General features: G+C 39.2%; 17 protein-coding genes. 9 read left to right on the forward strand and 8 right to left on the reverse strand.

The window, feature by feature from the left end; all coding sequences use genetic code 11:
- Nucleotides 1–71 precede the first annotated feature (71 nt).
- Complete coding sequence (locus tag ORQ98_RS04860) at nt 72–1,970, reverse strand: flavin monoamine oxidase family protein (RefSeq protein ID WP_274687656.1); 1,899 nt, start codon at nt 1,968–1,970, stop codon at nt 72–74.
- 240 nt (nt 1,971–2,210) lie between these two features.
- Nucleotides 2,211–3,338 (reverse strand): extracellular solute-binding protein, encoded by a 1,128-nt coding sequence (locus tag ORQ98_RS04865; RefSeq protein ID WP_274687657.1) that lies wholly within the window; start codon nt 3,336–3,338, stop codon nt 2,211–2,213.
- 818 nt (nt 3,339–4,156) lie between these two features.
- On the opposite strand from ORQ98_RS04865, the gene ORQ98_RS04870 reads away from it, so the two are divergent.
- The gene (locus tag ORQ98_RS04870) at nt 4,157–5,080 is read left to right on the forward strand and encodes a DNA-binding protein (protein ID WP_274687658.1); all 924 of its coding nucleotides are present in this window, start codon (nt 4,157–4,159) and stop codon (nt 5,078–5,080) included.
- A gap of 118 nt (nt 5,081–5,198) precedes the next feature.
- Here the strand turns inward: ORQ98_RS04870 and ORQ98_RS04875 are convergent, their stop codons facing one another.
- On the reverse strand, nt 5,199–5,642 hold the full coding sequence (locus tag ORQ98_RS04875; RefSeq protein WP_274687659.1) for a hypothetical protein: 444 nt from the start codon (nt 5,640–5,642) through the stop codon (nt 5,199–5,201).
- 1,199 nt (nt 5,643–6,841) lie between these two features.
- On the opposite strand from ORQ98_RS04875, the gene ORQ98_RS04880 reads away from it, so the two are divergent.
- From ORQ98_RS04880 to ORQ98_RS04890, 3 genes are all read left to right on the forward strand, one after another.
- Nucleotides 6,842–8,122, forward strand: coding sequence for an aminotransferase class III-fold pyridoxal phosphate-dependent enzyme (locus ORQ98_RS04880; protein WP_274687660.1), 1,281 nt, complete (start codon nt 6,842–6,844; stop codon nt 8,120–8,122).
- A gap of 490 nt (nt 8,123–8,612) precedes the next feature.
- Complete coding sequence (locus ORQ98_RS04885; protein ID WP_274687661.1) at nt 8,613–9,752, forward strand: hypothetical protein; 1,140 nt, start codon at nt 8,613–8,615, stop codon at nt 9,750–9,752.
- Nucleotides 9,753–9,763: 11 nt separating this feature from the next.
- The gene (locus ORQ98_RS04890; RefSeq protein ID WP_274687662.1) at nt 9,764–10,432 is read left to right on the forward strand and encodes a hypothetical protein; all 669 of its coding nucleotides are present in this window, start codon (nt 9,764–9,766) and stop codon (nt 10,430–10,432) included.
- 77 nt (nt 10,433–10,509) lie between these two features.
- Here ORQ98_RS04890 and ORQ98_RS04895 read toward each other — a convergent pair whose 3' ends face one another.
- The 3 genes from ORQ98_RS04895 to ORQ98_RS04900 all read right to left on the reverse strand — a co-directional run bounded on the left by ORQ98_RS04895 (nt 10,510) and on the right by ORQ98_RS04900 (nt 12,288).
- A complete protein-coding gene (locus ORQ98_RS04895) occupies nt 10,510–11,388 on the reverse strand; it encodes a peptidoglycan DD-metalloendopeptidase family protein (protein WP_274687663.1) in 879 nt (292 codons plus the stop codon).
- Nucleotides 11,389–11,495: 107 nt separating this feature from the next.
- A complete protein-coding gene (locus ORQ98_RS29545) occupies nt 11,496–11,606 on the reverse strand; it encodes an SEC-C metal-binding domain-containing protein (RefSeq protein ID WP_425347664.1) in 111 nt (36 codons plus the stop codon).
- A gap of 202 nt (nt 11,607–11,808) precedes the next feature.
- Entirely contained in the window at nt 11,809–12,288 is a 480-nt protein-coding gene (locus ORQ98_RS04900; RefSeq protein ID WP_274687664.1) for a cupin domain-containing protein, read from the reverse strand.
- Nucleotides 12,289–12,529: 241 nt separating this feature from the next.
- Here ORQ98_RS04900 and ORQ98_RS04905 point away from each other — a divergent pair, with 241 nt between their 5' ends.
- Nucleotides 12,530–13,834, forward strand: a complete 1,305-nt coding sequence (locus ORQ98_RS04905) for a YopT-type cysteine protease domain-containing protein (RefSeq protein WP_274687665.1) — start codon at nt 12,530–12,532, stop codon at nt 13,832–13,834.
- Between the two features lie 57 nt (nt 13,835–13,891).
- Here ORQ98_RS04905 and epmA read toward each other — a convergent pair whose 3' ends face one another.
- Both epmA and efp read right to left on the reverse strand, forming a co-directional pair.
- The gene (gene epmA / locus ORQ98_RS04910; RefSeq protein WP_274687666.1) at nt 13,892–14,881 is read right to left on the reverse strand and encodes an elongation factor P--(R)-beta-lysine ligase; all 990 of its coding nucleotides are present in this window, start codon (nt 14,879–14,881) and stop codon (nt 13,892–13,894) included.
- Between the two features lie 81 nt (nt 14,882–14,962).
- Complete coding sequence (gene efp, locus ORQ98_RS04915; protein WP_274687667.1) at nt 14,963–15,535, reverse strand: elongation factor P; 573 nt, start codon at nt 15,533–15,535, stop codon at nt 14,963–14,965.
- 31 nt (nt 15,536–15,566) lie between these two features.
- Between efp and epmB the strand changes: the two genes are divergently transcribed.
- The 4 genes from epmB (at nt 15,567) to ORQ98_RS04935 (ending at nt 23,534) form a co-directional block, all read left to right on the forward strand.
- Nucleotides 15,567–16,595 carry an EF-P beta-lysylation protein EpmB gene (epmB, locus tag ORQ98_RS04920; protein ID WP_274687668.1) on the forward strand — a complete coding sequence of 343 codons (1,029 nt, stop codon included), beginning with the start codon at nt 15,567–15,569 and terminating at the stop codon, nt 16,593–16,595.
- 456 nt (nt 16,596–17,051) lie between these two features.
- On the forward strand, nt 17,052–18,830 hold the full coding sequence (locus tag ORQ98_RS04925) for a hypothetical protein (protein ID WP_274687669.1): 1,779 nt from the start codon (nt 17,052–17,054) through the stop codon (nt 18,828–18,830).
- A 413-nt stretch (nt 18,831–19,243) separates the two neighbouring features.
- Nucleotides 19,244–21,328, forward strand: a complete 2,085-nt coding sequence (locus ORQ98_RS04930) for an EAL domain-containing response regulator (RefSeq protein WP_274687670.1) — start codon at nt 19,244–19,246, stop codon at nt 21,326–21,328.
- A 337-nt stretch (nt 21,329–21,665) separates the two neighbouring features.
- The gene (locus ORQ98_RS04935; RefSeq protein WP_274687671.1) at nt 21,666–23,534 is read left to right on the forward strand and encodes a hypothetical protein; all 1,869 of its coding nucleotides are present in this window, start codon (nt 21,666–21,668) and stop codon (nt 23,532–23,534) included.
- Nucleotides 23,535–23,679 lie beyond the last annotated feature (145 nt).

A 23,679-nucleotide genomic window follows, 5' to 3' on the forward strand; every position in this document is an offset into this window, starting at 1 on the left:
CTGAGTAATAAATATGACAATAAGTACAAAGTAACAAAGCAATAATAGAAAAGGGCGTTTATCGCCCTTTTCTATTTAATAAACAGCTCACCTACCGCACGGTGCGCCTGATCAATCGCAATATCAGTATAAGCATCCCCACCCGAATCAGCATTTGCAATGGTAATTGGACCAAAAGGCTTACGCCCTTTTATATGCGGGCCATTTTCTTCAAAATCATCACCCTCGTTTAAATCAGAGTAATAATAAGAATATCCATGCCCCCAACGATTAATGGTAATAGCTTCAATATCCCGATCAGCATCAAACCCAGCAGGGCCTAACATCCCATTTAAATGATCTTTAATTTCTTTTTCAAACTGAGCATAAGTGATACGCAACAACTCTCTCCTGCCCGCTTTGAATTGCTCTTTAACAGGCTGCCCCACTTTTCCCATCGGTACAGCAATCATTGTTAAACTCATAGGCATATCAGGAGTAGCACTATGGCGATAGCTACCAATATCAACAGGGTAATCCACCTGAACAATTGTGTGAAAATTACCTGGACAGTAAGCGACAGCAAGCCCCTGTTTTTGTACTGCCTGCCAATTTTTTAATAATACAGTACTATAAATCAATGGCATTTTGACTAATTCAGACAAAGCCTCTTTTTGTGCTTTAGGTAACTGCGGCACTAAATGAGGAATCATCATATTGTAGCAAGCCATCACACAGTGCTTACTTTTAACTTCAAAGGCTTTATTGTTATTCACATAAGAAACAGTGACACCATTAGCTTCACGCTTAACATTATAAACCGTACTATTCAACCGCAGCCTGACTAATGAACTAGGCCTATCCAAACGATCATAATGGAACCTGGTTGTCACTAGATCTTCCATGGTTTTACCACTTGCCACACCAGGAATCAGTTGTCGTACTAATGCTCTGGCAATAGAAGCGTTACCATCGGGGAAATGATAAATATAATCTTCCTCTTCATCATCCCCGAGGTCTTCTCCTGCTGCTTCCAGTATTTCATACATTTGGTCAGCATCAATACCAGGGCAACCACTATCAACCGCCTCATAAACGGACAACGTATCTGTACCCATCGCCCAGTCGTCAGCAATCATATAACGCAGCAAACGCAATACCAATGGATCAGTTACCCCATATTCATCTTGTACGAACTGGTAATAAGACGTGTTATGTAAGTACTTTGCCTGTTTTTCAACCGACATAGTTAACAGCTTTTTCGGCTTACCTGTAGCTAAACGCAATAATTGCTGGCGACCCTGCTCTGACAAAGGCATTTGTTTAATGGCTTGCTCTGCATCAATAGCATTACCTTTTATCCCGGTCATAAACTCAGCAAGCTCTTTAAATACAAAAGGTACTATTGCATCTTTACCATATGCTGACTTATTAAAATAAGTTACCCCTTGCAAATTATTTCGTTTAAAAAAATCTTTTTTATAAGCTTTTTCGAAAAATAAGGGTTCAATACCTAGTTCTTTGAGCAGTTGCTTAGCGACTTTACTATAAGAGCCGGGGTTTTCAATTGATTGAGTACCACCATAGCCCAGTCGCATTTGGCCATTAATAGTAAACTCATTACGGCGCGCATGGCCACCAAAGTCATCATGATTATCTAGCAACAAAATACGGGCCTTGTTGCCCAGTTGTTTTTGATAAAAATAAGCCGCTGAAAGGCCACTGATACCTGCTCCCACTATAATTAAATCATACTCTTCTTTTAATTGGTCGGGAGTACCAAAATCTTTTTTTCCAGCCCAAGCAACTGAGTGAGCAGAATCATAAGACCCTGGTTGGCTCCCTCTCATACCTGTTTTTGAAGGTGGGTAATCTACTAGCTCACCAGCGGAAGCCGAACCTGAAACACCCAGTACGCCAAGCTGCGTCAGTGGTGCAACCGTAGTGCTAAGCAATACGCCATTCAGGAAATCCCTGCGTGTTATAGACATGACTATGCCTCGTAATAATTATATACCCTTCGTGAATGACTTTTAGGGTTTGTTGTCGTCACTGACCACCATGGATGGTGGGAATGCAGTTTATACAGGAGCAATAAACTGTCTTCACCCCAATCATTTATAAAAACATAAACTCATGGGGCTTCATCGCTCGACAGCCGCCCCTAAAAACCATTCACTTTGGCTATAAGTTTTGATATAAAGTTAATTGAAAGTTACCTGTAAATCCATTTATAACCCTGGAAGCCCCGAAATGGGTGCTCTACATTGCTCAGTAGAGTGGGCACACTTCACCCGAGACCAATACCTTACCATTGAGCGTTGTAGTCGTAAGTCATACTTTGGAATAGAGAAAAGTTGTGCTTGCACACTCTCTGTTGGATAAATCGCTTGGTCACTCACTATTGCTTCATCCAATAAGACAGTTGAAGCAGGAATATTATTAGCATACCAAACATAATTAGTAATTTTGGCGATTACTTCTGGTTCCATTAGATAGTTTAAAAAGGCATGGGCAAGCTCAGGGTTAGATGTATTGCTGGGTATAGCTACGGCATCTATCCAACGAGAGGTTCCCTCTTCTGGAATGATATACTGTAACTCAACACCTTGCTGGGCCTCTTGCGCTTGTGAAATAGCTTGAAAAATATCGCCAGAGTAACCTATGGCAACACACACTTTACCCTCTTGCAAACGATCTAAATAGCTTTCAGAATCAAAGTAAGTGATCGTTGAAGCTAACTTTCTTAAATACTTAGAGGCATATACTATGTCTGTTCGTTTTTTTGAGTCACCATGCCTGCCCAGATAGTTTAAAGCTAATGGAAAAATTTCAATTTCACTATCTAGATATGAAATACCACAAGATGCTAGCTTTTCAGCATATTCTGGTTTAAATACCAAATCCCAGGATTGTGGCACCTCATCCATATTAAGTGCTTTTTTTACTTGCTGTACGTTGATACCAAGTCCAACAGTTCCCCACAAATAAGGATGTACATAGCTGTTTGCTGAATCATACTTTTTCAAGTCTGATAATGCTGTTTTAGATAAGTTTTTAATATTTGGCAGTAGTTTATTATTAAGCTTATATAATATATTTCGTTCAATGAGGGCTGGAATATAGTCGACTGGTGGGAATATTATATCATAAGCTCCTTCAGGGTTTTTGACTAAAAACTTTTGCCTGAAGCCATCAATATCGTCAAAAGTGTCGTATATCACATCTACATTATATTTGTCACCAAAGTCTTTAAGTACTGATTCATCAATATAAGCAACCCAGTTTAAAATCCTAAATGTCTTTGCAACCGTCATTTCTGAAAAGACCAGAACAATAAAAGCAAGCAAATACTTCATATGACAACTATTATTTAACACCATTGGACAATGATTATGATCCTAACATAAAAGAAAACGAGACGCACTCTAGTATCAGCTTGTTAATAAACATCCTGCCCAACAAAACTGCTTATGTTTTATACTGACTTTACCTGAAGGATTAAGGACTGTTTAACTGCTTGTATTTTAACCAACCCAATTGACCCCATACTAATCGCTACTCATTAATAATATGTAAAAAAATTAATAAGAATACTCACAAACATATCAGGAATTTACCTACTGATCGGGTCATCAAACTCCATTACATTCTAATAATTATTAAAAATATAATTTAAAATAAATCTATAAGTAATTAACCACCAATTTTGTTCTTATTATCAAGTGACAGAAATTTAATATCAGTTTTTTTCTTGTTAGGCTTTACCAATTTACCACCCCTCCCTATTATTTATTGAACGCTCCAAAAAAATTCTATAAAGGCCTCACTTACTCAAATAGCACTAAAAAAGCAGACATTCAAAAACAATATACAAAATTAAATAAATCAACATATTTAAATAAACATGCTTTTGTGAACTAATTGGCTCTTTGTTTATGCACTTTTTATAGTATAATTTTTCAGACAAAAGCTTAGCGACATGTCTGTAACATTCATGCTTAGGAAAGCAAGCAAAGCAACTTAATATATACCCAAAGCGTAGGGTATAGCTACTTAGCTCAGGGTATGGCTACTTGGCGCAGGGTTCAGCTGCTTGGCGTAGGGTATAGCCGCTTGAAAAACATACATTTTCGTAAACGTTCCTTGGTTGCTTAATTATATTTAGGTTAGCAATATGAGATCCACCGATATCACTCCTGAACAGGTTATTAAAACCGGCGAACAGCTAGAACATGCAGGTATGTTAGTAACAGGGTTTGCTTTACGCAAAAACCTCAAAGCAGGCGATCCGAAAACATTGATGGAAATATGGAAACATCATATTGCAGATAGGAAAATTCTTGATCCTAACCTAACCGATCAGTTTGTTTCTGCCATTTCTATTAGCCTTGAACAGCAACTAGAAAAATTAGAGGCCAGTTTTCATCGCAACTATCAAGCAATTAGTCAAGATGCCACAGCCGCTATCGAAGAATTAGAAATTGAATTAGAAGCAGCTAAAGCTCAAACCGAACAACTCAACGAACAGCTGAAGCAAGCGGAACAACAGACACAAGTCAATTCAGAAGAGTTTTCCAGCTTAAACAAAGAAAATACAGCTCTTATTGAACACCAACAACAGCTTACCCAACAGCTGTCGATAGCAGAACAACAAACAGATAGTTTACGATCTGAGCTCAAACAAGCTAATGATTTTATTGATCACCTAAAATCTGACAAAACAATGCTATGCCAACAATCCCAACAAGCAGATAAAGAGCTTAACGAGCTATATAGCCAACTACATCAAGAGCAACAAAAATCTATTCTTTTAGAACAGTCTAAAGTAACACTGCAAAAACAAATAAACGAACTCACCCAACAGCTTGAAAACATTCAACAAGAAACAGCAGCAACCACTCAATCAACAGCTCAATATCAAGGTAAAACCCAGCAGTTACAAATTGAATGTGCCGAGCTAAAAACACTTAATACAGAATTAAAAAACCAGTTAACCACTGCATTAACCCAACAAGATAAACTGTTATCTCACAATCAAGAGCTGGAAAAACAAGTAATTGCACTGGTCAATAAATATCGAATTTTATTAAAACAATAAATTTAATCCTCTCTAGCTATAGAGTAGGCTGGAATGAAATTTCAGCCTACTCTATTCCCCCCTCTTTTAGTTACGATCCACGAACAACAGACCCTAGTATTTATTTACAACATTTTTATTAGGCAGCTACGAATAAATTTTCTTTATTTTTTTGATGGCAACGACTAAGGATTGAGCAAGGTGTTTGCATAACCATAAAATGTTGTTTACTTACACCATGACCAGTAAATTGCCAGCGATGAACCGTAAAGGTATCACTGAGATCTAGCGAATCAGGACATACTGACAATTCAATAAAACTCCCAGACTCTACATAAGGAGCAATGGGAATCAACAGGTCATCAATATCTGCATCAGGGGTATTGATTAACACTAAACTATTCAAATTACCTTGACGATCAAAGCCAACCGAAAAGCCCAGCTGCTTAAATTCATCAATGATAAAGGGTTGTTGATTCTGCTCATTAATATCACAACGGTGATAGCACAAGGACACAAGTATTGGGATAAATTGTAACTGATGAATAAACACCTGGGCATGATAATGGCAATACCGCAACATGATTACCCCCCTCCTAACCAAAGGAACATGCTTTTAACAAAAACTATACAGACTAGCCGAAGACAACAGTGGCGTCTCAATCTATGCAGCATACTACTTGGCTTTATGTGATTGAGAGATCTGCATTTCTAATCACCTAATACTGTATATATTTACAGTATTTTAACCTAAAGCCAGAATCCCACAATCAGTAATTTCTATTAATGAAGTAGTAGCTGATAGAGAGTTAATCTTCCTGTTTTTCTGTAGCAGGCTTAGAGAACTCGAAAGCGCCCCCTTGGAGCCAACTTCTACCCACTAGCGTAATAGCGCCCTGTTGCCAAAGAAGTCTTTCTGAATTAAAAGAGTGTAGAACTTAAGGAGATTACTTGGCTGTCAGGATCACTGAGTTTTAGCTAAATCATCCATGAGCACCAAGTTATAGAATGGCTTTGAGTTAAGCAGGGTAAAGAGAGTAGATCAGTTTACTTTTTTGTGACTAACACTTATCAACCTGATAATTGACTATAACCTAAATACTGTAGCGCAACTGGTAGCACGCGCAGTGTGTTGTGTCATACACCCATTATAGAATAGCTTTTTCTATAATATTTTGTTGCTGACTTTTAATTATATCCAATATAAAGGGTGTAAATTGGCGAATGCCAATGAGACTACATTGTTAATGTCCGGGTCGCAGGTTCAAGTCCTGCCCATCTAGCAATTGCTCGCTAAGAGTATAGATGGTAGCTCAGCTGGTAGAGCAGGAAAATGTCTCATTAATCTTTGTCGCCAATGCTTCTGCGCAGTGAATGCTGCTAAAGCTATACTCTTCGCGAATGATTTTTAGACCCACCATTACAAAAAAGCTTTTCCATTATATTTTTCTAAAAACCCCTCTTATCTAGACAAAAACGAAAAGGCTTAACTAAGGATTAAACTTATTTTATTAGAAAAGAAATAACCTATACAGTTATTTTGAATAAATACGGTATATCCTAAAAATAAAGCACTCACTTCCCTGTTAAGCAATTGTTGTTTGTCGAGAAGTAAAACAAGTTGTTTATCTATAAATACAGCTCTGTTGATATACAGCGAAAGAGCCAGCTTAAGAGGTATTTACCTCCTAACATTGAAAACACAAACGCAAATCATTATCATTTGAGAGATAGCTATAGCACCACTCAAAATGACTATAAACTTCTTTCAAAGGTACTATCGTGAACCTAAACCAACTCTCTCAAAAACTTTTCTCTCAAGCAGACACATTAACTTTAACTCGGTCGACTGAGCTATCTGATCAAGCTACAAAACTAGTTGCAGGTTTTACTCAATCGATGATGAAAAAACCCCAACAGTTTGCCCCAGGCCACTTTCCTGTCTATTTAGAGTCAGGAGAAGGCGCTTTAGTAAAAGATGTTGATGGCAATATCTATATCGACTTTATTTGTGGCCTGGCCGCCAATACCCTTGGCCATAATCATCCTGCAATAGTAGACACTATTCGTGAACACTTAGGCAAAGGCATCATTCACTCATTGCCAGCCCCTGTTGAAATCAAAACAGCACAAGCTTTGGTGGATTTCATTCCTGGTGGCGAGATGGTGCGCTTTTTTAAAACCGGCGCCGATGCAAACTCAGCAGCAATCCGTTTAGCTCGCCACATTACCAATAAAGAAAAGATAATTGCTATTGGCTACAATGGTTGGCACGATCAATATATGTTTGATACCCCCGGTGTGCCCGATGTAATTAAAGACTACACATATCGCATGCCACTGTTTACGCCAGACAATGAACAGCCTGTCTTAGACCTCATTACAGAACAAGGTGATACTCTAGCTGCTGTTTTATTGTCAGTGCCCTACAACCGAGTACTAACAACAGAATTTGTACAACAACTGAGGGAGTTGTGCGATAAGCATCAAGTACTACTAGTAATGGATGAAGTGGTCACTGGTTTCCGGTTAGCACTGGGTGGTGCCCAAGAATATTTTGGCGTAAAAGCAGATTTAGTTACCTTATCGAAAGGTATTGCTGCAGGTATGCCATTGTCTGCTGTGGTGGGTGGCACTGAATTTATGAGTAAAATGGAGCAATTGCAGGTATCTACTACCTTTGGTGGAGAGATGTTATCACTGGAAGTGTGCTGTAGTGTTCTTAACGAATATAAAACCACCAACTATATTGAACATATTGCAACATTAGGCCGCCAACTGAAAAATGGTATTAATCAGGTATCAACAGAACTTAGTGCACCATTGACCATTGTTGGTAATGACCCAATCCCCTTATTTTTGTTTTCAAAAAATCCTGAGCAGCAAGCTAAATACGCCGAGTTATTTCTCGCTCAAATGGCTAAACGTGGGGTATTACTACGCCGTGATGTTAACTTTATTTGTGGGGCACATACAACTGAACAAATTGATCACACAATTGCTGCTACCAAAGCATCACTCATAGAACTGATAGAAAAAGATGAGTTACCTAAAGTCGCTTAATACCTTTAGATTTCTCTAAATATGCTTTTTTGATAGCCACTTTCTTACCGCAATCAATCTTGGCACGCTTAGAGATAGTATTGCTTTACTCACCCCTGGCCAGTATTCGTGATGGGTTTAGTTTTCTAAACTCTTCGCGAATAGCGTTTAGACTAAATGACTTTAGAAGTACCTTTTAGTGCATACAAGCAATACCAATATAGTGGCACACCATCTTTTCATTGGCCGTTTATTCAACCGCTAGATCAATATTTAATGACTCAATTCATATAAATAAATTGTCGGATAGTTAGTTTCCATCACCATCCTAAAAATGATAATTACTCTAAAGATTGAATAACTTATTATAGTTTAGTGTCTTGCTCTAACTGCACAATTTTTTGTTCAGTATGATTCATTAAGATAACTCATGACAGCTATATTATTTAACTTAATATTTAAGTTGTAATATTACAGAAAAACCAAACAACAATAAATCGAAGGAAAATTTATGATGAATAAGTATAAATTATTTGTCGTATGCACCTGCTTATGCTCAGTGATAAGCAATGCATCTGCCCGTGAACCAACGTTTAGTGAAGCCAAACAGCTAAATTCACCTGTGAAAGCATTACGCTGGGCAATTAAACACAGTGGAAACCAACACAACTTAACAGACACACGGCTTAAAAACCTTTTATTAGTTGAGCCCAATAAATTATATTCATCAGCCAGAGACTACAGCGCAGTTACCCAGCTCGCCACTAATCAAGAAAAACAAATTCTATCAAGTGCTGAAAGTGCTTGGGATGTTTTTGTAATGACGCAAAATCATCCACCAGGTACCTACCCTTTTTTTGCAGAATTAAAAAAGCAATTAGGTTATGAAAAGGCTACATCACCCGGTGCACCTGATAAGTTTATATCATTACAACGTGAACTCGCGGGTGTTGATGACGACATTTATAATATCGTTAAGGATAAAATCCCAGGCATTGCCATGAGAGCTAAATATGCCATGGCAGCTCAACTAATGAGAGAACAACAGCAGCTAATACCTGAAAATCAATGGTTCATTAATGGTATCGATACAACTGCATTAGCAAATTTGACTACTAATGGTAAAACAATCAATGCAGAAGACTTACATTCTCTCAATGACTATTTGAGCTTTCAATTATCTCAGGGAAACTACCAGTTTAAAGGCAAACTACCGACAGCCTTTCGCTTGGTAAGGCTAGCAGCAGCCTACCGAAATGACGCAGGCTTTTTATTTGGGGCTGTTTGCACCAAAGAAGGAACTCATATTTATGACCAAAGCTATGTCGACAGATTCTGCCTCAGTGACATGTCAAATAAGCAGTTATATGACCGCTGGTTTCCACGACAGCTGAAAATTGATCATCAGCGTTTAAAAAGGAGTAACCAAAAGCCTACCTTTGGACAGAAACTATTGGAACTGGTTGGAGTATTTTTTGCCATTGATGGTTTAGGAGCTGCTTTCTTAGACTTTTTTGAAGCAGCCGAGGCTACAGAACTATCAGAAGCAGGGTTACTAGAGCAAGAAGAAGTAACTGCCTTAGAGTCTGAAGCCGCTTCTGAAGAAGCTTTAGCAGCAGAAGAATATCAAGGTCAATTCTGTCGTTTATAAGGTACATGATTATGAAAAAACTTACTACAATATCAGCACTTTTTAGCCTTTTAATAAACCTGCCATTACAAGCTATCGAAATCACTACTGTAGAGCCTACAAAATGGATGGATAATCGGCTTAAAACAGGTATTAGAATGCAAACCCATTACCATGTTGAACAAAAAGGTAAGATTGGTAATGTAAAGTATAAAAACATTACTAATAACACTATAAAAAAAGGCACAATTTCATTTTGGGAATATAAACCTCCCAATGGCAAAACAGTTAGATGGTACGCAAGAAGTAACAAGCTTCCAGATACTATAGAGCCAACTGTAAAATGGCATCATCCTTTTGCAAAATATGATGCAGAAGCAGCTAAAACATATACTGGAAGAACGACAGCTGATGGTGCCAAACGGTTTTATGACTCAGAAGTTAAGTCGATTCATCACCTTTATAATCTGCAAAAACAAGGAAAAGTAGCACCAGGAGGCACATTAAGAGGTTATGTCGATAAACCAGCATGTGCCTCTTGTAGAGATGTATTAACAGCAGCAGAGCGAAATGGGCTTGCAAAGGAAGTTTTGGTATTTGAAGCACCAGAGTCTTATGCCCAAACAACCATGAAGCCATACAGAGAAAGGATGGGGGAAATAGCTGAACAAGGTGAGAATGCTTACGCTTGTAGTTTATAAGTTTAAGGGTGCCTTTATAAAATGTAATTTTTTAGAGGTGCCCTTAATTTATACAGAATGTATGAAGTTACAAATTTTTATATCCCTTTTATTTTTTGTCCTCTCCTAGGAGTAAAGGTCTTTCCATTATTATCAATAAATACAAACGGTACAGAGACCAACTTTCTTCCTGCATTTTTTCGAATAACAAAATGTAAATGCGGGCCTGTCGAAAACCCCGAAGAGCCTGACCGGGCAAGCTTATCGCCCGCAGACACTTTATCGCCAGCTTTTACTAACGAAGTGCCTAGTAGAATATGCGCATAAACAGCATAAGTGCCGTCGCTATGTAGTACTTTAACATAGTTGGCTTTATCTAAAAAATAGCCGCTAGTACCACTCATGTGGTAATCTTCTTTGACTTGGACTACTACCCCTTCTCTAGCTGCTCGAATATAGGTACCCACAGGCATTGCAATATCAACAGCATATTTATTAGGCGCTTGATAATGGGAAAATCTTCCATTAAAAGACTGAGTGACTTGATGCTTAGACTTGGATAACACAGGAAACAAATAATTGTAGTTTATTTCTTGAGCAGCAGGATCACCCATTAACCACCGATAGCGATAACGCGGAATGTTCTGCTGACTTGAGTATACTACTGTGGTTGATTTTTCTGGCAATACTTTGTGCAAGCGGTTTTGATCAAATATGCTGGAATATATTTCAATTTCTATTGGCGCATAAAAAGGGTTCTTAACAATTAATTGATTCACCCCATCAATATTCTTGACAAAAACACGGGGCCTAACTCTTTTTTTATTATCATTTTTATATTCAATTTTTTCACCTTTATTAGAGGCAGGCTTTTTATCAGTAAAAATCCACTTACCGTTTTCATCTTTATACTTATAAATTTCACCCGCATTTAAACTTAAGCTTGCGAAAAAAAATAGCCAGATGAATCTAATCAAATGTTATACCTTCTCTATACTAGAGTACTATTAAAAAGACATAGCGCTTGCTATGCCTTTCTCTAGCGGATATTACTCTCTAAAAGTAATGATCTCTTGTCGACCCATCAAATCTGCCTGATCTGAGACAGCATGCCTTGAAACCGACGACCAGTTCCACAAGGGCAAGGATCATTTCTACCCAGTTTTTCAGATAAATCTTTATCACCATGGACCACTCTGTGTCCACGTTTTACTTGAGTTTCTGAAGGGTAACCTTTCTTTCGTTTACTTGTTGGTTCGAAAAAAGAAGTTATGATTTGAATTGTTAGTACCCATGGGACACCTCCTACATATCAGCTATACATCCTGGACACATAACAACTAGAACATTAGTTATGTGGAGCGCGAATATTAATACAATTTGATCACTATTTCTACTTATTTTTTTCCCGCAACCGGGTGCTGGATGTTCTCAAGGTCGACCAAATCCCATGGTTGGCCTGCATTGCGATAAATACGTTTTTTTTGGTTTGGATAATCAGCCACATCATGATTTAAACGCTGCCCCACCACAATGCATTTAAGCGTAGTTTTTCCGGTATTTTTCATGGTGTGGGCGAGACCATCTGCTCTATAGCCAATAAAATCCCCTGCACTGACTTTTGTTGATTCATCGCCAATAACAGCTAAAGCCTCACCTTCAAGAATATACACACATTCTTCTTCAAATTTATGGGCATGGCATTCTGTGCTTTCTGCACCGGGTGGCACTTCAATAATATGAAAGCCAAGCCCAGTTAATCCCGTTAAATCACCTAATGATTTATTAGTGCGCTTAGCATTAGCATTTAAGAAATGGGTTTTATTTAGCCCTTCCATATTATCAATTTCTGTTTTTTTTATTATGTATTTATCCATTTTCTTACCTTAAAGACAATCACGTTAAAACAACTGTTGTTTTTTTAGTCAAGACTTCCCGAAAAATACCCACTCATCAGTAAACGTTTAGCTCGATAGTACAACAAAAACCCAAAGCCTGATTCTCTTCAGCTGTAATAGATTTTCTAAAAAAAACAAATTAATTCTACAAGCTCAATCAAAAGCGTCGGGTTACTATTTGCAAACACACAAGATAATTACAACAGGAACTATAACGCATATGACAAACGTAGGTGGTCTATCCACACATCTGATTAATAATCAACCACCAACAGCATTCAAAGCTATAGACAACAAACCAAAACTATCTCCATTCGGTTGTACTATATCACTGCTTGACTCTGGCAATAATACCTTTCGTAAGTCTGTTTTTAGGCTAAGTCTCCACAAACAAAGTTCTGAGCTTAAACGCCTAAAAAAAGCAATAAAGCTAACTCAAACAAGCCAAAACCCAAAACAGCTCCAGCAACTTGAACAAGCACTTGAGCTTTGGATAAAAAAGCAGCCCAAAGAAGTCAAGCAGCGGGGTAAATTAATTCCACAACTAAAAACTGCAATAAAAGAGCATAAGCAGCTAGCAGACCCAAACTATCAAGCTTTTGAGCAAAAAAGAAGAAATGAGGTAAAAACAGAGCTGACCAACTTAGCTAAAAAACAACAACTGAACAAACAACTGGCCGAGATAACCAAGGAAATGCTTGAGTTACAATTAGGGCTTAAGTTTACTCACCAACCAAGATCCAACGCAGATATTAGAGAAGCTATTGTTAATGCCTTTTCTCCTCAGACAGTCAGCTATGTGTTACATCGATATCCCGAGCTTAAGGAAGATGGCCCTATTAATGTCAGTAAGCTGATGTCATCAATTAATTCGCTCGAATCCCTGGTCAACCCAGGTGTCATCACAGCACAAAAAAGTAACGCACAACTGATAACCCCGTTTCAGCAGAAACGTTTTCTTGGCGACAGAACGTTCGGCAAAGAAGGTATTTGTGCCGCTCTTTCTGCAAAATGGTTAACCACCCAACATACCAACATCAATTTTTATGAAGATATCGGTTTTGTTGATGGTATAAAAGCACATGCCAAAGCCGAAGGCCACGAAGAGGTAATGAATTTAGCCATTCAATACTATGGTGGGCAATCTGGGCATAAAAATACGAATGCCCACTGGTCTGCTGATGTTCCCCATGGCTTTTATGCTTTGCTGAATTATTTTAAAAATTACCAATTATCAATGGATATTCAAAAATCAGATACCGTAAAAGGAGCTGACTTAAGTACCATTAGTAAGCCAGGTTTATATTATCTTGCAATACATAACAGCAAAGGTGGTGGACATGGCCTGGCAGCTAAAGTGGCTGCTTCTGCTCAAGGTGAAATAGCAGGATATACTCTATTTGACCCTAACTACGGGGAGTTTCATTTTACTAATGAACAACAGTTTAAGCAGTTTACTTACTCGCTTATTAACCAACTATACCCTGAGCTAAAGCATAGTACACTCATCATTGGCCTAAAGTAGTTTTCAACACCACCAAAGCATGGATTTTTTAGTGTTTGATGAGCCAGGGATGGCACATCAAGAGCGCTCAAAATCAAATGCTATAACATCTGCAATTTCATTAGTTTGTGCCAACAACATCAACAGTCGATCAACCCCTAACGCCACCCCCGCACAATCCGGTAAGCCTTCAGCCAATGCACCTAATAAATGCTCATCATAAGGGTTTTGCTGATAGCCAAGTTCTTTACGCTTATTTTGATCATGCTTAAACCGTTTGGCTTGCTCAATACCATCCACCAGCTCATGATAACCATTAGCCAACTCTATTCCATTAATAAACAATTCAAAGCGACTAGCCACTTGCTGGTTGTCCACATCTGTATCGACTCTAGCCAATGCAGCCATGGAGGCAGGAAAATCATAAACATAAACACCCGCCAACTTACCCTCTGCAGCCCAACCTAAGCTTGGCTCAATATGGTGGGTAAATAACAGGTCTAATAATGAGTTTCTCTCTAAACCAACCAAATGATCATCAATTTTTTCATGCACTAGTTTTTCAAGTTTTTGGGTAGCAGTACGGTGTGGGTTGATTCCTAAATGTTCTTCAAATATTTGCTGATAAGATACTCTTCGTAGTTCAGTAAAATCAGCAACGGAAGCCAGCAATTTGGTCATATCATCCATTAGCTGATGGTGATCATAGCCAACTCTATACCACTCAAGCATAGTGAACTCTGGGTTATGTTTACCACCCGCTTCACCATTACGAAATACATGACAAATTTGGTATATATCTTCATGGTAAGCTGCCAGCATTCGTTTCATATGAAACTCAGGAGAGGTATGCAAAAAAAGTGTTTGCCCTTCTGGTTTACCTATAGGTTTAAAATGCGTGACAAAACTGTCTAAGTGGATATCGGTCACTGCGGCTTGCGATAAAATCGGTGTTGCTACTTCTATGACTTGCTCTTTAGCAAAATAGTCTCTGATTCCCTTGAGGAGATTCGCTCTCAGCTTGATATTGGCCAATGATGCAGATGGCTGCCAAAGTTGTTGAGTCATGGATGTGTCTCTATAAAGATGGGCGACGATAGCATTTGAGGGCTAGCACCCATCCCTGGGTTACTGATTGTCTTATAAGGCTTACTTAGTTGCACGACTCACGTAGTCACCTGTACGCGTATCTATTTTCAACACATCGCCTTCATTAACAAATAAAGGAACTTTCACTACTGCACCAGTGCTTAGCGTAGCAGGCTTGGTGCCTCCTTGAGCCGTATCTCCTTTTAAGCCTGGGTCGGTTTGAGCAACTTCCAAAATAACAAAGTTAGGTGGTGTAACAGAAATAGGGCTACCGTTGTACAATGTTATGGTGTACACATCTTGTTCTTTTAGCCAGTTTACAGTATCTCCTACCGCTTTCGTATCTGCGGCATACTGTTCATAAGAGCCATCAGTCATCATGAAATGATAAAACTCACCATCGGAGTAAAGGTATTCCATCTCTAGATCGATAACATCAGCAGCTTCAAGTGTTTCACCTGACTTAAAGGTACGCTCCCACACTCGTCCTGTGTTTAAGTTACGCAGCTTAACCCGGTTAAAAGCCTGGCCTTTACCTGGTTTAACAAATTCGTTCTCTAATATCGAGCAAGGCTCTCCGTCCAGTAATACTTTGAGACCTGAACGAAATTCGTTGGTAGAATAGCTTGCCATTTTTCCTCACCACAAGTTTTTGTAAGCACCTATGATAACTCGAACCGCTGCCAGTGTTGATACCCATTTTACAAGTAGTCGCTGGCAACAGATATTATCCAGTGTTGTCACTGATGCCGATGAATTATTTCATTTATTACGCTTAAACCCAGCTGAAGCGCCATCGCATCTTGAAGCAGTCAAGCAGTTTCCGTTACGAGTACCCATACCTTTTATTAATAGAATAGAGCCTGGTAACTGGAATGACCCATTACTACAACAAGTGTTGCCCATTGCTCAAGAGCTTGCTCCACAGCCTGGTTTCACTGCTGACCCATTGGGCGAGCAAGATAAAAATGTGGCTAAAGGTATAATCCACAAATACCAAGGCCGCTTGTTGCTTATTGTTGGCACCAGCTGTGCTGTTAACTGCCGCTACTGTTTCCGGCGGCACTTTCCTTACGAGGATAACCGTCCAAATACTCAACAGTGGCAATCTGCGCTGGAGTATATCACTAACGATACGAGTATCAGCGAAGTAATCTTCAGTGGTGGTGATCCACTTGCGGTTAATGATAAGCGATTGGCTTGGCTGGTTGAGTCCATCGCAGCCATTCCTCATGTAACTAGGCTGCGAATTCACAGCCGTTTACCCATCATGATCCCACAGCGAATTACCGATGAAATGCTGAGCTGGTTTACCCAAACCAGATTAAAGCCAGTCATGGTTATTCATTGTAATCACCCTAACGAAATTGATCAGGATGTCTGTGCAGCCTTGCACAAGCTAAGAGACCATAATGTAACTTTGCTTAATCAGGCCGTTTTGCTAAAAGGTATCAACGACCAGCTTGAAACCCAAATACAACTGAGTGAAACGTTATTTCAGCAAGGTGTACTACCTTACTATCTGTTCCTTCTAGATCGGGTATTTGGCGCAGCTCATTTTGAAGTATCTGAGCGTGAAGCTAAGCAGTTAGTAGGTGAGATGCTCAAACAATGCCCTGGCTACTTAGTACCAAAGCTTGCTAGAGAACAAGCTGGCGCACCGACTAAATTGCCTATTTTACCTGCCTTATAATCTTAACTGCATACTCACCACCAGTCTTGCACTCTATTTCTAAATACCTGCTTTAAATAGAGTGCGGCTTCTACTCTGCAATACTGTAGACAGTTTTTGAATTATAAAACATTGCTCTACAGGCCATGTACCATAGGAAGGAGGAGTTTATTGCATGTTAAGCCTCAGGCTATCTTGCAATAAAGTATATGAGAGTAGAGCACTTCCCCCGTAAACACTAACATACAACACCTATAAAACTGTCCGCAGTATTGACTCTGTTGATGTCATAAAAACTCAACACTAAGTGCATACTTACACCACACCTAATTGGCTATTAGGCTTTAGCCATTGGTTAAGAGAACCAGCTAAGGATTGATGATAATTTAATCTTAATTTTATTCAGGATTACAAGCGAAACTGGTCTATATAAATAGTAATAACAATAACGGATATAATACCGGCTGCTTTGCGCCCATGAATGGAATCATCACGCCAGCACTCAAAGTGCCAAAACAAATACGCACCATGCTGTCTTTTGCACCAATTAATGTGCGAAAAATAGAGGCCTGGCTAAATGACTTGCCTAGAGCCAATTTAGGGATGATGTCCAAGCAGCTTTATCATGCAGTAGTAGAGCTAAACCAACTGAAAGTCGCCCCAGAAATTCGGCAAGAAATGATGGAGTCGATTCGCCCTTCCATTTACTACGTCTGTCACCAGCTTAGCCAGCATTTTCTTGGGCAGGTTATAGTATTAAGCCCGCAGCAACGTAAAGTAGCTAATCTAGCGCTTACCCTGCTGTATCACCTCAGCACAGGTTACAAACACATTGTGCTTGACTTACTTGCCAGAAATAAAACAGGCCAAGATCAAGCGTTATTAGCCGATGCAACTCACCGAGCCATCTCTGATATCAGTCATAATCTATTACAAGCACTGCAGCTGTTTGCTCCCGTTCCTCAAAGCATCTGGCTAGAGCTGAATCAGCTTTACCTGCTTGCTGAACAAAAAAAAATTCTCAACCATTTATTAGAAGACAACCAAAATACTCATCAGCACGCCATTTCAATTGCTGACTGCTACAAGCGAATTGTTATGCTTTGCTGCAGTCGCCCAAACCAAGTTCGTCAACAAAGCTTGCGTCAAATATTTCATAGCTTAGAGCTTTGGGGAAACATTATAGAAATAGCACCGGCAACCAGCCATCATGGCGAGTTTATTATCGCTGTTAACCGTGATACTGGCCCTAAACATACAGCTCTTGTCAGTGACCCAATAAGCGACAGCCATCGGATAATTAACTCTACAGAATTACGTAATAAACTCAAAGAGTTCATCAATACTCCCTCTGGTCAACGGGCAACGCTCTCTCTCACTGTTCCAGAAGGGTTAACAGATGACCTGCTTAACCACCTAATAAAAGCCTGGGGACCACTACAAAATCGAGCTTTTAAACGAATAAGCAGCGCTGGTAGCAAGCTTATTATTACCGTAGGGCTGAGTGCGACTCATTACTACTATACGGATGAAGTTGAATTTAAAGAGTGGTTGCATGGACCGGAGCAAGACATACCTCAGAAACACCACGCTAGCGGTACAGATACCTGGTCTTCCAGCTTTGCTGCAGCAAACACCCAACGAATAACAGGCAGCAGCCATAGTACAACAGAAGGGTCAGCTGTTAACAAGCAAACAGAAAGCCAAACTAAGAAGCTGTATCCACTATTTACAACTGACTTAATTAATAGCAGCCCTGGCGGTTACTGTGTGAACTGGCAAGGCAATCTACCTAACCAGTTACAAACGGGTGAACTTGTTGGCTTGCATGAGGACAACAGTCGCAACTGGAGCCTAGCAGTCATTCGCTGGATTAAATTACTTTCTGACCAGCAAGCACAACTGGGTATTGAATTACTGACTCCTAATGCAAAGCCTTGTGCTGTTGCCCTGCTAAAAAAAGTGGATGATGACAGTCAGTTTATGCGAGGTTTTTTTATTCCCCCTATTAAAGCGCTATCTCAGCCAGCCAGTCTGATTACACCCAAAGTGCCCTTTCAAGTTGGTCACAAAGTTAAGCTCAGCCAAGGGGCTGATATATTTAAAGGCCAGCTTGTTCAACAAATTACCAGTACCGGAAGCTTTTCGATGTTTGAACTTCAGGGCCAAGACACCCCTAAAGAAGATCATAAACAAACTGATAGCAAAGACGACACTAGCGATGAAGACTTTAGCAGCTTATGGGAAATGTTATGAAAATATAACTATAGTCAAGGAGAGTGATTTTTAGGGACGAGTTAATTATCAGCTAACAAGATACAGGCACGACTATACCAAAGAAAGAGGTCTATATACCAATGAGAGGGGGGTTAGCAGCTCTTTATTGAGACATGAGTAAAAAACATAAAATCAAATCATTTATCATTTAAACTGTGATGAGTATTATGTTAGTTTCGTGAAGCAGCACCGCTGTGCGATACCTCATATAGATACTGGCTTTATTCTCATAAACAAGGCCACCATAGCCCCTAATACAGCACATGCAGTGGCTATATGGAACAACTGTAACAAGACAACAAGCGTTAGACCATTAATGACGTATAACCCGGCATTTTGGTTCTTTAATGCCAAATGCTGGCCTTGAAGTACACCTTTAACTTGAAGCAACTATGCAAAACGACAGTAATACAATTCGCTTATTGATCGTCGAAGCCTCTCAAAATGAAGCTGAGCAGATGGTTAGCCTATTTCGCAATGCCGGCCAAGCCACACGGGCCCACCGGGTTACCTCTATTGACGACTTAGAAGAGACCATTCAAACCCAAACCTGGGATCTGTTACTGGCGAGTCATCCTATGGATGAAATTAATGCTGATACTGCCAATGAAACTATCAACCGCCTCAATAAAGATATTCCTATTATTTTAATGAAAGATGAGTATCAAAAAGAGACCTTTACAGATGCATTAAAAGCAGGCTTTAGGGACGTTGTACTGTATAACGAGGAAGAACGTTTAGTCTTAGTCGCTAACCGAGAGTTACAAAACCTAGAAAACCGTCGTCAACGCCGCTTGGCTGAAGTGAGCTTGCGCGAAACGGAAAAGCGTTGTCAGCTACTGCTCAATAGTTCAATGGATGCCATTGCCTATGTTCATGAAGGAATGCATATTTACGCAAACCAATCCTATGTCGACTTATTTGGTTACCCCGATGCAGATGACCTAGCCTGCGTCCCTATTATTGACATGGTGGCATCAGAAGATTTAGCTGAATTTAAACGCTTTTTAAAAAATTATCAGTCTACTGAGAATGCCTCTGATGAACTGGCATGCCACGGCATAAAAGAAAATGGTGAAAAATTTAAAGCGAAAATAAGCTTTTCACCTGCCACTTTTGATGGTGAACCCTGCACCCAAATCGTTATTCGGGTAGACCAAGGTAATGCCGAGTTAGAAGAAAAACTGAAAGAGATCAGCACCCAAGACCTGCTAACCGGTTTATATAATCAACAATACTTTTCTGAGCAACTAGATAAATCCATTGACCGCGCTGTTGGTGGTAAAGGTAATGCGGCTGTATTTTATGTCACCCTGGATAGTTTTGATAAAATTCGTACTGAAATGGGTATATCCGATGCCGATTTAGTGCTTGCTGATTTTGGTACGTTGTTAAAAGAGCATATACCTGCACCAAACATCTTGGCTCGCTCTGGTGATGATTTATTCTTAGCCCTAATCCCTACAGATAACCAAACTGAACTATCCACACTTGCTACCAAAGTGAATAAAAGCGTTGAAGACCACCTTTCCGAAGTTGGCGGTAAAACAGCACAAACCACCTGTAGTATTGGTATTACCATTATTAATGAGACAACCGCTAAAGCCAAAGATATTTTAGCCCGCGCCCAACGAGCCCGAGAAAAAGTACTGGACAAAGGCGGCAATAATTATCACTTCCATACTGCTAAAGATGACTTGGAAGAACAGGCTATCGAAGGCAATGTCATTGCCATGATTCAAAAGGCGTTGCAAGACAACTCCTTTAAATTGCTGTTCCAGCCTGTCATCAGCTTACGGGGGGACAGTGAAGAACACTATGAAGTATTGTTAAGGTTAATCAACCCCAATGGCGAAGAAGTCCCACCCAAAGAGTTTTTAGATGCCGCAGAAAAGTCGCAAATGGCAACTAAAATTGATCGATGGGTGATTTTACAATCAGTAAAATTATTAGCCTCTCACCGAGCAAAAGGTCATAAAACCAGACTATTTATCCATTTAAGTTCATCATCTATACAAGATAAAACCCTCCTACCTTGGGTCAGCGTAGCACTAAAAGCGGCAAGGTTACCGGGGGACTCAATAATCTTCCAGCTTACCGAAGAAGATGCCACCACTTACATGAAACAAGCCAAGGAGCTGACCAAAGCAATCGATGAGCTACGCTGCAAAGTGTCAATTACCCACTTTGGCTGTGCCATCAATCCATTTACTACCCTAAAACATTTAACCGTCCATTATGTAAAAGTCGATGGCAGCTTCTCTGGTGATATTGGCAACCCAGAAACCCAAGAAAATTTAAAAACCATGATCAGTTCATTACAAGGGCAAGGCAAGCTCACCATTGTTCCCATGGTAGAAAACGCCACCATGCTAGCAACCCTTTGGCAAGCCGGTGTTAATTATATTCAGGGGTATTACCTACAAGGCCCAACCGCCGAAATGGATTATGATTTTACGAGTGATGAGGATGAGTAAAATATAGTTATACTTTCGTTGTTAGTAAAAACCCAGCAAAGCTGGGTTTTTTTATAACTAATAAATCCTATCTATAAATAGAATTATTTAACTTTACACATACTACAAAACAACAACCCCGCAAATATAACGACATTAGCGATTAATATTCTTAATCGTTCCCATTAAAATTATTTAATCCCACAAAGGCACTTTGTCAAAGAAGTTTTCCTACAATCGATGTAAAGTTTATTCATATCTACGTCACTTGTAGGATACCAATATGAACAGCATTTAGTGCAACATAAGTTAAAAACCAGTTATCAAAATTATTTTTAACTACACTCAGGAAAGCTTTGTGAATAAATTATCTATTATTATCGCCTTATTAATATCTGGAACAGCATCTGCAAATAAAATTATTTTCCCTGATGATAAACCTATCATTTTTCCAGATGACAGCACCTCAACTCAATCTAGTGACAACAATCAAACAAATCACCCTTCGAATGTATCTAAGCCTTTATTAATAAACCCACGTCCTCATAGTTTGGATGATATTAATAACCAAATAGGAAAAATATTCCTTTCACAACATCATAAAGAAACAGCGGCTGTTGCTAAAGAACTAGAGCAAATTGGTACTACAGAAGGATTTACCGTTGAGCTAACCAATGATGGTGAATTATGGGCTGAAGATAATAAATGGATGTCCGCCGATGGAACACACATTTATCAACCTGTTAAAGCACTAGAAGGCGGAGATAAAGATGACTTAGCCGCGTTTACTACCGCATTACCTTCTGACTCTCCAGGTTATATTCGTGAAGGCCACCATAGTTTCGGTTGGAAAGAAATGTTTGGCGTTCGTAGTGAAAACTTAAGAAGAGCAAAAGTTCTAGCAGATAAAATTGGTGCCAAAATTGAGAAAGCATACTCAGTCATTGATGGCGGCAACATGTTAATAGGTAAAAAAGCCAATGGCGAAACCTATGCTATTGTTGGTCGAGATTCAGTATTAGCAACCACCGTATTACATAATGAGCTTACCCCTGAAAGAATTGATGCCAAAAAAGGTGAGTTAAAAGCAAGAAACAGACTTTACTTTGCTCCTTTTGACAGCCCACCACTTGGTACTATATATGGCCCAGATATCAATGTTGATATCAAGCTACTGGAACTAACTAACTATCTACCAGCCAATGCAGACCAGAATACAAAAGAAACCACAGCTGAAAACTACAGAACACGCGTATATTTTTCTGGGTCAGATAGAGATCAAATTAAAAAAGAAGCACAGAAAGTAAAGCTTTCTTCTACTCAGATGGATACGTTAGTTTCACTCTTTGCGCAAACTCATCATAACAACTTTAACTTTGATTTAAATAATCCAAGTGAGCGCAAAGAAGCAGAAGAAGAAGTTAAAATGGAGCTTGCCAAAGTTAAAGTTGTCATGTCGAAAAAGCCACTTTATTCTGAAGAACAAGTTCAACAACAAATGGCGACTATGCACTTCGATGGGGTTGAAGTTGATCAAACTATCACTCAGTTAGAAACTGGCAGCTATCTCGACAAAAATAAAGATGTTTTTTATAAAGAAACAGCGGCAAAGAAGTTTTTAGCCATGAATGAACTAACTAAAAACATAATGGCAAAAGAGCTTGGTGTTAAAAGAAACAACCTAGTCATCATTGCTCAACCAGGCTTTCATGTTGACATGCACTTACGCCCATTAAGAACAGGAGAAGTAATGATACATGACCCAGAAATAACACTACGCCTAGTAAACATCACCATAAGAAATACACCTGAGACCGATCCATATTACCCAGAGCTACAAGAAGCGAAGAAGAATGTAGAAAAAGAAAAAAACACCCTACAACCACTGTATGACAAAATTGCTCAGCAGCTGTCAACCGCTGGTTTACAGGTTAACAAAGCACCTGGTGTATTTCAGACAGGTAAACGAGAAGTTAACTTCATGAACGGTATAACAGGTTCAGGGGCAAGCGGAGCTTTTTATATTACCAACGCCTCAAGTATCAAACTATTTAATGAAGCCTTTGCTTACTTTATGCAAGGCCAAGGAATAACTAAAACCTACTTCATCGGCCAAGATAATGCAAAAGACATATCAAGGTTTGGTAAAAAAGGAGAAAATGTTGCTGAGCTTTTATTAAGAAGGCAAGGTGGATTAGACTGTATTACTACACATATCGCTAAATAGTTCCCCCCCCTAAAACATTGTCTTTATTATTTATCCTGTGTATGCGCAGCTCAAAATATACAGGGTAAATACTCACACTCCCCAAACCTAGACCTTTGAAAGAAAACTATTTTTACATTCATAAAATGTTATGTTATAACATACA

It is taken from the genome of Spartinivicinus poritis (assembly GCF_028858535.1).
In the GTDB taxonomy this organism is placed as follows: Bacteria; Pseudomonadota; Gammaproteobacteria; order Pseudomonadales; family Zooshikellaceae; genus Spartinivicinus; species Spartinivicinus poritis.